14 protein-coding genes are annotated in these 13490 nt (G+C 66.2%); 1 reads left to right on the forward strand and 13 read right to left on the reverse strand.

All coding sequences use genetic code 11. The features are described from left to right. Nucleotides 1–101 precede the first annotated feature (101 nt). On the forward strand, nt 102–1376 hold the full coding sequence (locus tag C563_RS0107495) for a PrsW family intramembrane metalloprotease (RefSeq protein WP_018761426.1): 1275 nt from the start codon (nt 102–104) through the stop codon (nt 1374–1376). Nucleotides 1377–1451: 75 nt separating this feature from the next. Here the strand turns inward: C563_RS0107495 and nusB are convergent, their stop codons facing one another. The 13 genes from nusB to rpsD all read right to left on the reverse strand — a co-directional run bounded on the left by nusB (nt 1452) and on the right by rpsD (nt 13401). After that, complete coding sequence (gene nusB / locus C563_RS0107500; protein ID WP_018761427.1) at nt 1452–1862, reverse strand: transcription antitermination factor NusB; 411 nt, start codon at nt 1860–1862, stop codon at nt 1452–1454. Next, complete coding sequence (efp, locus tag C563_RS0107505; protein WP_018761428.1) at nt 1862–2425, reverse strand: elongation factor P; 564 nt, start codon at nt 2423–2425, stop codon at nt 1862–1864. The genes nusB and efp overlap by 1 nt, the downstream gene beginning before the upstream one ends. 173 nt (nt 2426–2598) lie before the next feature. Beyond that, nucleotides 2599–3117 (reverse strand): tetratricopeptide repeat protein, encoded by a 519-nt coding sequence (locus C563_RS0107510; RefSeq protein WP_018761429.1) that lies wholly within the window; start codon nt 3115–3117, stop codon nt 2599–2601. Further along, complete coding sequence (gene aroB / locus C563_RS0107515) at nt 3117–4208, reverse strand: 3-dehydroquinate synthase (RefSeq protein ID WP_018761430.1); 1092 nt, start codon at nt 4206–4208, stop codon at nt 3117–3119. Before aroB ends, C563_RS0107510 begins: the two co-directional genes overlap by 1 nt. After that, nucleotides 4205–4774, reverse strand: a complete 570-nt coding sequence (locus tag C563_RS0107520; RefSeq protein WP_018761431.1) for a shikimate kinase — start codon at nt 4772–4774, stop codon at nt 4205–4207. The genes aroB and C563_RS0107520 overlap by 4 nt, the downstream gene beginning before the upstream one ends. Then, entirely contained in the window at nt 4774–5973 is a 1200-nt protein-coding gene (gene aroC / locus C563_RS0107525; protein ID WP_026264491.1) for a chorismate synthase, read from the reverse strand. Before aroC ends, C563_RS0107520 begins: the two co-directional genes overlap by 1 nt. Nucleotides 5974–5996: 23 nt before the next feature. Beyond that, complete coding sequence (locus tag C563_RS0107530; protein ID WP_018761433.1) at nt 5997–6857, reverse strand: shikimate dehydrogenase; 861 nt, start codon at nt 6855–6857, stop codon at nt 5997–5999. Then, the gene (mltG, locus tag C563_RS0107535) at nt 6854–8602 is read right to left on the reverse strand and encodes an endolytic transglycosylase MltG (protein ID WP_018761434.1); all 1749 of its coding nucleotides are present in this window, start codon (nt 8600–8602) and stop codon (nt 6854–6856) included. Before mltG ends, C563_RS0107530 begins: the two co-directional genes overlap by 4 nt. Next, nucleotides 8599–9198: a Holliday junction resolvase RuvX gene (gene ruvX / locus C563_RS0107540; protein ID WP_018761435.1), complete on the reverse strand. Its 600-nt coding sequence runs from the start codon at nt 9196–9198 to the stop codon at nt 8599–8601. The genes mltG and ruvX overlap by 4 nt, the downstream gene beginning before the upstream one ends. Nucleotides 9199–9205: 7 nt before the next feature. Next, nucleotides 9206–11884, reverse strand: a complete 2679-nt coding sequence (gene alaS, locus C563_RS0107545; protein WP_018761436.1) for an alanine--tRNA ligase — start codon at nt 11882–11884, stop codon at nt 9206–9208. A 122-nt stretch (nt 11885–12006) separates the two neighbouring features. Beyond that, nucleotides 12007–12219 carry a hypothetical protein gene (locus C563_RS0107550; RefSeq protein ID WP_018761437.1) on the reverse strand — a complete coding sequence of 71 codons (213 nt, stop codon included), beginning with the start codon at nt 12217–12219 and terminating at the stop codon, nt 12007–12009. Between the two features lie 35 nt (nt 12220–12254). Further along, on the reverse strand, nt 12255–12629 hold the full coding sequence (locus C563_RS0107555; protein WP_018761438.1) for a DUF948 domain-containing protein: 375 nt from the start codon (nt 12627–12629) through the stop codon (nt 12255–12257). Nucleotides 12630–12774: 145 nt separating this feature from the next. Beyond that, entirely contained in the window at nt 12775–13401 is a 627-nt protein-coding gene (gene rpsD, locus C563_RS0107560) for a 30S ribosomal protein S4 (protein ID WP_009357431.1), read from the reverse strand. Nucleotides 13402–13490: the final 89 nt, after the last annotated feature.

The raw sequence follows: 13490 nt of genomic DNA on the forward strand, positions 1-13490 counted from the left end.
CTCGCCGTGCCTGCGCCCGGGAGACGCGTTGCTGGTCACATCGGCTGGCGCGGATTCGTGGTTCCTTGGCGCTCCGGCGCCCCCCGCCTAGGCTTTCCGTTATGCCGACGTATCCGCAGCAACCAACACCAGGGCTCCCCGAGGACCCCTACCGCGAAGCACCCGGGCCGGTCCCCCGGCAGGCCAACCCCAGCTGGATGGGCCAGGTCCATCCAGGACACTACCGCCCGGCACCGGGGCACGGCGGCCAGCCCCTGGCCACGGTCGGTCCGCACCTCCCGGGGACTGCGCTGCGGGTATCCCGGGCACGGACCGGACTGGCGGGACTGTCCATCGCAGGCGGTGTGCTCGCGTTCCTGAGCCTGTTCCTGGTGGTCCCGTTCCTGCTGTCCAATACCGGCGCCGGCGGATTCCTGATCGGGTTCCTCGCGTCCCTGGTTCCTTTGTCAGTGGTCCTGGCGGCGGTCCACATTATCGACAGGTGGGAACCGGAGCCGAAGCGGCTGTTGTTGTTTGCCTTCGTGTGGGGTGCTGCGGTATCCGTTGCGGTGACCCTGCTCATCCAGCCGTTCTTTGTGATCGCGTTCCAGTTCACGGACCAGGCGGACCTGCAGACGTATATGGCCACCGTGCAGGCGCCCGTGGTCGAGGAATTTGCCAAGTCCCTGGGCCTGCTGATCATCCTGCTGGCAGCGCGACGGCAATTCGACGGGCCCGTTGACGGCGTCGTTTTTGCCTTCACCATCGCCGGCGGGTTCGCCTTCACCGAGAACATCCTCTACTTCGGCAGGGCCGTGGCCGAATCGGCTTCCCCAGCCAGCGACCTCGCCCAGATCTTCTTCCTCCGCGGCGTGATGTCGCCCTTCGCGCACGCGATCTTCACCGGAACCACGGGACTGGTGATGGGGTTCGCCGCGCGGAAGTGGCATACCGGAGCGTCCGTGGGAGCCTTCCTGGCAGGGCTGCTGCCGGCCATGTTCCTGCACAACAGGTGGAACAGCATGGGCAGGGGCTTCCTGCTGGACTACATCATGGTCCAGGTTCCGATCTTCCTGCTGGCGGTGGCAGGCATCATCTTCCTTCGGGTTGCCGAGAAGCGCCTGACCCGGCAGCGGCTGCTGGAGTATTCGGCCGCGGGCTGGTTCACGCCGGACGAGGTGCAGCTCCTGGCGACCCCCGCCGGAAGGCGCACGGCGTTGTCCTGGGCCGCCACCGCGGGCCGGAAACCGCAGATGAAGCAGTTCCTGAAGGCGGCCACACAGCTCGCGAATATCCGCCAGCGGATCCTGAGCGGGCGGGACGTGCCTCTTCACCAGGCCGAGGAGCGGCACCAGCTCCAAAGGATCCTGGAGCTCCGGGCGGCCATCGCCCGTTGAGAACGCAGAAGGGGCCCGCCGGATGTCCGGCGGGCCCCTTGGCGTTCGGCTGACGCCGCAAACCTGGGCTCTTCGCTAGGCGAGCAGCGAAGGCTTCAGCTGTTGCAAGCGCCCGAGCAGGCCGTTGATGAACTGCGGAGACTCATCCGTGGACAGCGTCTTGGCCAGTGCAACGGCTTCGCTGACCGCCACTCCGTCGGGGACGTCGTCGTTGTACAGGAGCTCCCAGGTACCGATGCGGAGGATGATGCGGTCCACTGACGGCATCCGTTCCAGGCTCCAGCCCTGCGAGTAGGTCTCCAGGAACTCATCAATGGCTGCCTGCTGGGACACTACGCCCTCAACGATTTCCAAGGTGTAGGGGTTGACCACCTGGTCGGTCTTTTCCCGGCGTGCGCGGAGCACGTCAAATGCCGAAACAGAGCGTTGCTCCGCCTCGAAAAGAACATCCAGTGCCCTGTTGCGGGCTTTACCGCGGGCGCTCACTACTCGGTGACCCGGCCCAGGTAGCTGCCGTCGCGGGTGTCCACCTTGACCTTGGTGTTGTTCTCGATGAACAGCGGCACCTGGATCTCGTAACCCGTTTCCAGGGTGGCAGGCTTGGTGCCGGCGGACGAGCGGTCGCCCTGCAGGCCCGGCTCGGTGTAGGTGATTTCGAGGACGACGCTCGGCGGCAGTTCGATGTAGAGCGGGTTGCCGTCGTGGATGGCGATGTTCACCATCTGGTTCTCCAGCATGAAGTTGGTGGCGTCCCCCACCGTGGCCCCGGAAACGGTGATCTGGTCGTAGTCGGAGGTGTCCATGAACACGAAGTCCGCGCCGTCCTGGTACAGGTACTGGTAATCGCGGCGGTCGACGGTGGCCGTCTCAATCTTGAGGCCGGCGTTGAAGGTCTTGTCGACAACCTTGCCGGACATCACGTTGCGCATCTTGGTGCGGACAAAGGCGCCGCCCTTGCCGGGCTTGACGTGCTGGAACTCGATGATGTTCCACAACTGGCCCTCAAGCTTCAGGACCGTTCCGTTCTTAATGTCGTTAGTGGTTGCCACTGGTTTCCTCTGGTTCCTTTATCCGGCCGTGTGGGCCAGGTGCTGTATGCCGGGCGGGCAAACCAAAGCGGCCCGCCTGCACGTGTTTGTCAAAAATCGCGTGGATGCAAAAATTCCACAACCATTCTACCGGTAAATACCGGGCAGCTTGTCCGCTGCCGCCGCCTACCTCCTCAGCAGGCCAATTCCAGGATGTCCCGTGCACGCTGGAGCGCCACGGTGGAGGAATAGATTTGGGCAGCATCCGCGGACTGCGCCACCCGCAGGTCCAGCGCCTTGGAGAACGACTCAACGGCGGCCGAGGTCTGGCCGGCTGCGTACTGGGCCTTGCCCAGGAACTGCAGTGCCAGCGCTTCGCGGGGCGTGCCGTGCACCTCGGCCAGGAGTTGCCGGAACAGCTCTATGGCGCGGTCCATCCGGTGGGTGACGCTCAATACCTCGGCTTCGAAAACGCGCAGCCGGAACGATTCCGGGTCCTTGAACCGTGCTTCGGCCAGCAGTTCAGCCGCTTCGGAGGCATGGCCCTCGACCAACAGGACGAAAATGTGGTCCGCGGGGTCGGTGGAGGCCGACAGGGCTTCCCGGACAGCGTCCTCGTTGACGATCTGGGGCATCAAGGTATCCGGGTTTATGCGGATGCCGGGAAATCCGGCCTGGGGCCAGTCGGCGGTGCCATTCATGTCGCCCTGCATCAGGACGCAATTTCCTGGTACGCGGCGAACAGCAGCGAGGTGTCCGGCACATCAAGGATGCCCGGCTTGGCGATTCCGTCCAGCACCACGAAACGCAGCAGGTCGCCGCGGGACTTCTTGTCGCGGCGCATCCCATCCAGCAGACCCTGCCAGCGGTCCCGGCGATAGGTGACCGGCAGCCCAAGGCCGTCCAGGATGCTTCGGTGCCGGTCGGCGTCGGCATCGCTGAGCCTGCCCACGCTGCGGGCAAGTTCGGCCGCAAACATCATGCCCACGGACACGGCTGCGCCGTGCCGCCACGAGTAGCGTTCCACCAGCTCGATGGCGTGGCCCAGGGTGTGTCCGTAATTCAGGATTTCCCGGAGCCCGGATTCTTTGAGGTCCTCGGAAACCACCTTCGCCTTGACGGCGATGGCGCGTTCAATCAGCTCGCGCAGCGCGTCGGAGCGGGGGTCCACCACTGCGGCCGGGTCTTTCTCCACGAGATCGAGGATGGCGGGGTCGGCAATGAAGCCGCACTTGATGACCTCGGCAAGCCCGGAAATGATCTCGTTCTTCGGCAGCGTTTCCAGCGTGTCCAGGTCGGCCAGGACGGCCGCGGGCGGGTGGAACGCCCCCACGAGGTTCTTTCCTTCCGCGGTGTTGATGCCGGTTTTGCCGCCTACCGAGGCGTCCACCATGCCCAGCAGGCTGGTGGGCATGTGGATGACCTTGACGCCGCGCAGCCACGTAGCGGCAACGAAGCCGGCGAGGTCGGTGACTGCTCCCCCGCCCACAGCCACGATGGCGTCCGAGCGGGTGAAGTCGTTCTGGCCCAGGACCTGCCAGCAGAATGCCGCGACCTGGATGTGCTTGCCTTCCTCGGCGTCCGGGATTTCCGCCGTAAGCGAGGTGAAGCCGGCCTCGGCCAGCTCGTCGCGGACGGTGTCTCCGGTGAGGCGCAGCGCGCGGGGGTGGATCACCAGCACCCGGCGGACGCGTTCACCCAACAGGGCGGGAAGTTCTCCAAGCAGGCCGCGCCCCACGACGACGCCGTAGTTGTTTCCAGCACCTTCGCCGGTGACGTTGATGACTGTTGATTGAGTGTTCACTTCTCAACTTCCTGTTTGGCAGCTGCGTGGTGCCGCAGTGCTGCTTCCAGCCGTGCGCCGAGCTCGGGTATGGAGCCGTGGCGGACGTCCAGGGTGATGTCGGCCAGCCTCTCGTAGACCGGCCTGCGGGTGGCAAACATTGCTGTCCAGCGGCCCATGGCGTCGCCGGCGAGGAGTGGCCGGCCCGAGTTCCGGGCGATCCTGCCTGCCACCGTATCAGCGTCGCATTCGAGGTAGACCACGGTGCAGCGGCCCATGAGCTGCTGGGTCCCGGAGTCCAGTACGGCCCCGCCGCCCAGGGAAATCACCGTGGTGGTCCCGGCCGCGTCCTCAACGGCGTCGGCGACGGTCCGGGCTTCGATTTCGCGGAACGCGTGCTCCCCGCGGCCCGCGAAGATATCGGCGATGGAACCGTGGCCGGCAACGATGACGGCGTCGGTGTCAATGAAGCGGGCGCCCAGCTGTTGCGCCAGTTGCTGGCCGATGGCCGATTTGCCGACGGCCATGGGGCCGATGAGCACGATCGGCCGGCCGCCTGCGGGGCCGGTACTGCTGTGATGGAGCACTACTGGCCGATCGAGTCCAGGGAAGCCGGGATGTTGTCCAGGTAACCCTTGATGTTGCGGGCGGTTTCCGGCACGGAGTCACCACCGAACTTTTCCATGACAGCTTCGGCCAGGACCAGTGCCACCATGGCCTCGGCCACGACGCCCGCAGCCGGGACGGCACAGACGTCGGAGCGCTGGTGGTGGGCCTTGGCCGGTTCGCCGGTGCTGACGTCGATGGTGCGCAGGGCGCGCGGCACGGTGGCGATCGGTTTCATGGCGGCGCGGACCCGGAGGACGTCGCCGATGCTCATGCCGCCTTCGATACCGCCGGCCCGGTTGCTGGCACGGCCGATCCGGCCCTTGCCGTCACGGACAATTTCGTCGTGGGCGGCTGAACCCCGGCGTGCAGCGGTCAGGAAACCGTCGCCCACCTCCACGCCCTTGATGGCCTGGATGCCCATGAGCGCTGCGGCCAGCCGGGCATCGAGCCGGCGGTCCCAGTGCACGTAGCTGCCAAGTCCCGGCGGAAGCCCGTAGGCGAGGACCTCGACCACGCCTCCCAGCGTTTCGCCTTCTTTGTGCGCGGCGTCGACCTCCGCAACCATCGCGTCGGAGGTTTCGCGGTCGAAGCAGCGCAGCGGATCCGTGTCCAACGCGATGACATCGCCGGGCAACGGCAGCGGCCGGCCTTCGGGCACGGTGACGCTGGCGATCGAGACGGTGTGGCTGACCAGTTCGATGCCGAGGTGCCGGAGGAACCGGGCTGCCACGGTGCCGAGGGCCACCCGGGTTGCCGTTTCGCGGGCGCTGGCGCGTTCCAGGACAGGACGCGCTTCATCAAACCCGTATTTCTGCATGCCGGTGAAGTCGGCGTGGCCCGGACGGGGCCGCGTCAGCGGTGCGTTGCGGGCCTGGTCGGCGAGGAGTTCAGCGTCAACGGGGTCGGCAGACATGATCTGCTCCCATTTGGGCCATTCGGTGTTGCCCACCTGGATGGCGACGGGACCGCCCTGGGTGCGGCCGTGCCGTACACCGCCAAGGATGGTGACCACGTCCTGCTCGAATTTCATCCGTGCGCCGCGGCCGTAGCCGAGCCGGCGGCGGGCCAGGGAGTCTGCGATGTCCCCGCTGGTGATTTCCACACCAGCCGGGACGCCCTCAATAATTCCCATCAAAGCCGGGCCATGGGATTCACCGGCAGTCAACCAACGCATAATTTCCATCCTGCCACGTAGGGCGGTCAGAACGCCCGTCGGGCAAGGCCGACTGCGTCACACATCACATCTATGACAGCTGCGTTAACGTCTTCCCCGCGCCGGGTGAAAAGCCGCACCTGCTCCACCGCCTGGTACAACAGCATCTCCAGGCCGGGCACCACGCGGCCGCCTCCGGCCTGCCACACAGAGGCCACCAGGCTGGGCCAGGGATCGTAGGCGACGTCCAGGAGGACTCCCGGCGTCGTCGTCTTCAAGGCGGCGATTTCGGCGGCGAGCCCGTCGGCCGCGCGTGGCGGCAAGGTGGAGATGACGACGTCGGCTTCCGACGTCGGGCGCGCGGCGGCGGTGAGGGGGCGGACCTCCAGCGCGACCCCCAGGCTGCCCGCAGCGGCGCGGACGTCCGACGTCCGCGACGAATCACGGACGTACACCTGGACCGTGGTGGTGCCAAGTTCCTTGAGGGCAGCAACAGCCGACGCCGCCGTGCCGCCGCCGCCGAGGATGACGGCGGACGGCGCCGCAGCCGTCCCGGCGTGGCGCAGGGCATTCACGATCCCCGGGACGTCGGTGTTGGAACCTACCGTCTTCACTGCGCCGCCGGATTCCTCGAAGGTGACTGTGTTCACGACCCCCAGGGTCTGCGCCACTCCGCGGACTTCGTCCACTTCATCAAGCATGGCGGTCTTCAGCGGCATGGTCACCGAGAGCCCGCGCCAGCCGGGCTGGTTCCGGATCTGGCGCATGAACGACGGCAGCAACTGCTCGGTGACGTCGATGGCCGTGTAGCTGATGGCCGCGCCCAGCCGCTCATACGCCGAAAGGTGCAGCGCGGGAGACTTTGAGTGGCTGATCGGGTGGCCCAGGACGGCAGCCCGCAGGCTCATGTGCAGCGGCCCGCGTTAGCCTTGCACCACGCGTTGTATTGCTCAACGTTGACGTTATGTTCGGCGAGCGTCTTCGCGAACTTCGTTTCGTTGGTGTCCAGGTTGACGGTCACCCAGTACAGGTAGTCATTGGACTTGGGCCGTGCTGCCGCGTCGATGGCAGTCTTGCCGGGCGAACCAATGGGGCCCGGCGGGAGTCCGGGGTTGGCATAGGTGTTGTACGGGTTGGACTTGTCCTTACGCTGGTCATCCGTGAAGTTCAGGCTCTTGGTGCCCAAGCCGTAAGTCACCGCCGAATCCACCTGGAGGAAACCGCCGGTCTGGTCGTTCGGCTTGAGCCGGTTATAGATCGCACCGGCCACGTCGCCGTAATCGGCCTGGCCACCCTCGGCCTGGACAATGCTGGCCACAATGACGGCCTCGTACTGCTTGGCGGGGTCGGTGATTCCCTGCGACACCAGCTCATCGGTGGTGGCTTTCACGAGGGCCTGCAGGATGTCCTTGGCCGGGGTTCCGAGCGGGAAGCGGTATTCTCCGGGGGCGAGGTAACCTTCAAGGTTCTTCGCGTTTGCCGGCAATCCAAACTGGGCAGGCTGGTTGCTCAGGGCCTGCAGCTGCTGGATGGAAACGCCCGAACCCTCGGAAACTGCCTGCAGCGACTCACCGATCCGCAGACCTGCGCTCAGGGCGAAGTAGATGACCTTGGACTTGTCTTTGCCGGCCAGGACATCAACGGCGTCGGCGTTCTTCATTTCGGTCTTGAAGACGTAGTCGCCCGGCGACAGCGTTGCGCCGGAGGCATGGAACGCCTGCATGAAGGTGTCGGCATTGGCGACGACCCGCTGGTTCTCAAGGTCCACAGCTACGGACCGGGTGCCCTCGCCGCTTGCCACGGTCACGTGGACCTCGCCGGTCCCCGGTCCGGGGAAGTCCGATGGCTTGCCGCTGCCGAGGAGGGGCTTGAGGAACTGCGCGCCCACGGCCACGGCCGTCACGAACACAGCGAGCGTCAGGAACAGCGCCAGCAACCTGCGCCGGCGCCGGACCTTCTTCGAGGGCCGGGGCACTGACTGGGCTGCCGAGGACACGGGAAGCAGCTCATGGGCGGCATCCGGGTGGGCAGCATCCGTATGCGCATCGTCGTGGTATCCGGCGTCGTATGAATGGTCGTCGGGGATTTCCCCGTAATGGTGCCCGTCGGCGTCATGGTGGCCGTCGGCGAAGGTGGCGTGGTCCGGGTGGTGGGCCACGTCGTCGTGGTGCTGTACGTCCTGGTGGTGTGCAACGTCCGCGTAGGCGTACGCGTCCCCGGGGTGCTCCGTATCCGGGACATGCGCCAGCTCCTCGTGCTGGTGTACGTCGTCGCCAACCTGCACGTCGTCATGCGGCGGCGCAACGGCGTCGTGGTGGGTTCCGGCGGAAAGCCCGTTACTCCAGGCTCCAGCGGGGTGGGAGTCACCGGGGTGCGGTCCGTCCTGGATGGATCGCGGCGCATCGGGGGCAGCCGGCACGTCCTCGGCGCCCGGCAGCGGAGCAAAGGTTGGTTCTCCGGCCGAGGGTGCGGTTGCCGGCGGCGCGACGGGAGGCGGCGGGACCTCGCCCGTCTCATAGGCCTGCTCGGGGACGGCGTCGTGGCCGCCGGTATTGAGGCTCTTTTCGCGTGCGCGCAGTTCCTTGCGGGTCAACGGCCTCGCGTCCCCGGCGTCCTGCGGGCCGGAAGTGTCGTCAATGTTGGCAGGGCTCACTGTTGCCTTCCATTATCTGAAAATCGGGCCGTGTCTGCGGAGATGGCGCGGACTGGTTCGTCCACCCCACCGGCCCCCAGGTCCACGGTCGGGGATGGCGCTGTCACGCGTGAGCCGACATCCGCTCCCCTGGCTTTCTGCATGTCGATGGCGTGCTGAAGGATACCCACCGCCGCGACCTGATCAACTACTTTACGGTGGTTCCTGCTGCTCATGCCAGCTTCGTGCAGGTTCCGGTGCGCCGTAACGCTGCTCAGCCGCTCGTCCACGAGGTTCACCGGGACCGCCAAACCGCGGGCGGAAAGCTCTTCAACCAGCAGCAGGGCGTAGTCCGTGGCCATCCTGGCGGACGCGTGTTCTTCGCCCTTCATGGTGCGCGGCAGTCCCACGAAAACCTGGACGGCTCCCTGTTCCTCCGCCAGTTTGGCGATGACCCGCACGTCCGAGTTCTTCTTGGCGTTCCGGTCAAGGGTCTTGTAGGGCGTGGCCAGGATCCCGTCGCGGTCGCACAGGGCCACCCCTACCCGGACGGTGCCCACGTCCACCCCCAGTTTGACGCCCTGGGGGTAGCCGCCGGCAGCTGCAGGATTGGTCATGACAGGATTAGCGCGCGGAAATGGCGTCAACGACGGCGGCCAGCGCGGCGCCAACCTTTCCGGCGTCGGTCCCTCCACCCTGGGCAACATCGTCCTTGCCGCCACCGCCACCGCCGAGAACGCCGGCGGCGATCCGGACCAGCGCACCGGCTTTGACGCCGGCCTCCCTGGCTGCCTCGTTGGTGGCCACCAGGATCAGCGGACGGTCGTTGGCGACACCGGCGACGGCAACCGCGGAGGCCGCCGAGCCGAGCCGGTTGCGCAGGTCCAGGGCCAGGCCGCGGAGGTCGTCGGCTCCACTGACGGTGCCGGCGTCGTGGGCCAGCACCTTCACTCCCCCGGCGTCCTTGGCCGTGTCCACCAGCCGCGCGGCAGAGGCGGCCAACTGTTCCTTGCGGAGGCGGTCCAGTTCCTTCTCGGTGGCCTTCAGCTTGGCCAGCGTGGCGGAAATCCTGTCGGCGAGCTGGCCGGACGGGACTTTCAGCAGGTCGGTCAGTTCGGTCACCAGGGCCCGCTCGGCGGCAAGGTGGCGGAAGGCTTCCATGCCCACGAAGGCTTCCACGCGCCGGTTGCCTGAACCGACGGACTGTTCGCCCAGGAGGGACAGGCTGCCGATCAGCGAGGTGTTGGCAACGTGGGTGCCGCCGCAAAGCTCGCGCGACCACGCGCCGTCGATTTCCACCACGCGTACTTCGCTGCCGTAGTTCTCGCCGAAGAGGGCCATGGCACCCATGGCCTTCGCCTCGGCCAGGCCCATGATCTTCGTTTCCACCGCGTAGTTGTTGCGGATGGCAAGGTTGGACACCTCTTCGATTTCTGAACGCGTCGCCGTGCTCAGGCCTTCGCCCCAGGCAAAGTCGAAGCGCAGGTAGCCGGCCTTGTTGAAGGAGCCGCGCTGGGTGGCCTCCGGCCCGAGGATCTGGTGCAGGGCGGCATGCACGATGTGCGTGCCCGTGTGGGCCTGCTCGGCGGCGTGCCGGCGTTCACGGTCGACGGCGGCGCGCACCAGCGAGTCCGCGCCGATCTCGCCTTCGCGGACGATCGCCTTGTGTACGCTCAGGCCCTTGATGGGGCGCTGGACGTCCAGGACCTCGACGACGAACCCGTCACCGGTAATGAGGCCAGTGTCGGCAGCCTGGCCGCCGGCCTCGGCGTAGAACGGGGTTTCGGCGAGCACGAGTTCGATTTCGTCGCCGGTGGCAGCCTGCTGGACCTTGCGTCCGGCGCTCAGGAGGCCGCGGACACGGGACTCGCCTTCGAGTTCGGTGTAGCCGGTGAAGACCGTCTCACCCTGGCCCAGGAGCTCCTGGAACACGGTGACGTCTGCGTGGCCGCCCTTCTTGCCCTTGGCATCTGCCTGGGCGCGCTGGCGCTGTTCCTGCATCAGGCTGCGGAAGGCAGCCTCGTCAACCTTCAAGCCCGCCTCTTCGGCCATCTCGAGCGTGAGGTCGATGGGGAAGCCGTAGGTGTCATGGAGGGTAAAGGCGTCCTCGCCGGACAGCGGCTTGTTGGCTGCCTTGGATTCCTTCACGGCGTCCTCAAGCCGCGCAGTCCCGGACGCAATGGTGCGCAGGAACGCTTTCTCCTCGGCGTAGGCGATGCGGCTGATCCGGGCGAAGTCGGTGTCAACGACGGGGTACACGCCCTTCATGGCATCCCGCGACGCCGGCAGCAGCTCCGGCAGGCAGGCCTGTTCGACGCCCAGCAGGCGCATGGAGCGCACGGCACGCCGGATCAGGCGGCGCAGGACGTAGCCGCGGCCCTCGTTGGACGGGGTGACGCCGTCGGAGATCAGCATTAGGGCCGAGCGGATGTGGTCGGCCACAACCCGCATCCGGACGTCGTCCGTGTGGTGGGGGTCCTCGGGAGTCTCAGCGGAGGTGTACTCCTTGCCGGAGAGTTCCGCGGCCTTGTCGATGACCGGCCGGACCTGATCGGTCTCGTACATGTTCTCGACACCTTGCAGGATCATGGCGAGGCGTTCCATGCCCAGGCCAGTGTCGATGTTCTTCTTGGGCAGCTCGCCCACGATGTCGAAGTCCACCTTGGAGCGCACGTTCTCGATCTGATACTGCATGAACACGAGGTTCCAGATCTCGATGTAGCGGGTCTCGTCAGCCAGCGGGCCGCCTTCGATGCCGTAGGCCGGTCCGCGGTCGTAGTAGATCTCCGAGCAGGGCCCGGCCGGACCCGGCTGGCCGGTGGACCAGTAGTTGTCCGACTTGCCCATCCGCTGGATGCGTTCAGCGGGGACGCCGGTGTTCTTGAGCCACAGTTCCTCGGCTTCGTCGTCCTCTTCGTAGACGGTCACCCACAGCCGCTCGGGCGGAAGGCCGTAGCCGCCGTCGTCAACGCTCGTGGTGAGCAGCTCCCACGCGAACTTGATGGCGTCTTCCTTGAAGTAGTCGCCGAACGAGAAGTTGCCGCACATCTGGAAGAAGGTGCCGTGCCGGGCCGTCTTGCCCACTTCTTCGATGTCACCGGTGCGGATGCACTTTTGCACGCTGGTGGCACGGGAGTAGGGCGGTTCCTCACGGGCTGTGAGGTAGGGGATGAACGGGACCATGCCGGCCACCGTGAACAGCAGCGAGGGGTCGCTGGAGACCAGCGATGCGGAGGGAACCGCCGTGTGGCCCTTGCTGACAAAAAAGTCCACCCAGCGCTTAGTGATCTCCTGCGACTTCATGAGCTGTTTTCTTACCCTTCGTGGTCCGCGGCTCCTGCCGGGCGCGGAAAGTTAATTCAGGTGGCGGGATCCGGGATTGGTTCCTGCCGGTTTTCGTTGGCTGCCGTTGCTTGCCCCGGGGCTCAGCGGCGCACCAGTTCCGCGGAGTCGACGCCCAGTGCGGCGCGGAGGTCGGTCTCACGCTCGCGCATCCCGGCCCGGACGGCATCAGCGAAGTCGTAGACGCCGTCTGCCAGGCGCCCAACAGCACGGTTGAGGCCTTCGGGTCCGAGGTTGGCCTGCGCCTCGGTGACTTTACGGAACGCGATGACGCCGATGGCTACGCCAATTCCCATCCAAACAATTCTTTTCATGTTCGTTCTTTTCGAATCTAGCGGCTGCGGCGGCCGGCTGCGGGCTTCCTGCGGTTCGCGAAGGCGCTGCGCACGCCGTAGCTGAACGCGGCCACCTTGATCAGCGGCGAACCCACCGTGGCGGCGACCAGCGAAGACAGGGCGGAAATGTTGGCGGATGCATCCGAGACGTTGGACGAGATGCCGTCGACCTTCTTCAACTGCTGGTTGGTGGTCGAAACGGTGGCGGTGACCTCGTCCATCAGGGGCGTGGCGCCGTCACTGATGGACTTGATGGCGGTGCGCACCTCGTCGAACACACTTCCCAGCTTCAGGATGGGTACCGCGAGCAGCAGCACCAGGAGCGCGAACACCCCGGCAGCGATCAGGCCGGCAATATCGCCACCAGACATAGACGTTCATCTCCTCGAAATTCCGTGGTCGGGTTCCATCCTGGCCGGGCCCGGAAGGCCCGATGCGCAGATGTCCCCCAAGTACCTTACATACAAAGAAGCCCGTGGCGCTTGCCACGGGCTTCTTTGGATACGCTGCTGGGATTTAGCGTGCGTAGAATTCGACGACGAGCTGCTCTTCGCAGGTCACCGGGATTTCCGAACGCTTGGGGCGGCGGACCAGGCGGGCCTGCAGGGCTTCCAGCTTGACGTCCAGGTAGGCCGGAACGGCAGGCAGGACGTCGCGGTGGGCACCGGCGGCGGCAACCTGGAGCGGAACCATGGTCTCGCTGCGGCTGTGGACGTGGACCAGCTGGCCCTCGCCGACGCGGAACGACGGACGGTCAACGCGGACGCCGTCAACCATGATGTGGCGGTGCACAACCAGCTGGCGGGCCTGGGCGATGGTGCGGGCGAAGCCGGCACGCAGGACCAGGGCGTCAAGGCGCATTTCGAGCAGTTCGATGAGGTTCTCACCGGTCAGGCCCTTGGTGCGGCGGGCTTCTTCGAAGGCACGGGTCATCTGTGCTTCGCGGATGCCGTACTGGGCGCGCAGGCGCTGCTTTTCGCGCAGACGTACGGCGTAGTCGGAGTCCTGCTTCTTGCGGGCGCGGCCATGCTCACCGGGGCCGTACGGGCGGCGCTCCATGTACTTGGCGGCCTTGGGGGTCAGAGCGATGCCGAGGGACCGCGAGAGGCGGGCCTGACGGCGAGCACGAGTGTTGTTAGCCACTTGTGTCCTTCCAATATCTGCGGTGTGTCAGTGTTACTGGCCTCCACGATGGAGAGCATCGGCCAACCGCTGCCTTTTGCTACTGGGCA

Source organism: Arthrobacter sp. 135MFCol5.1 (genome assembly GCF_000374865.1).
GTDB lineage: Bacteria > Actinomycetota > Actinomycetes > Actinomycetales > Micrococcaceae > Arthrobacter.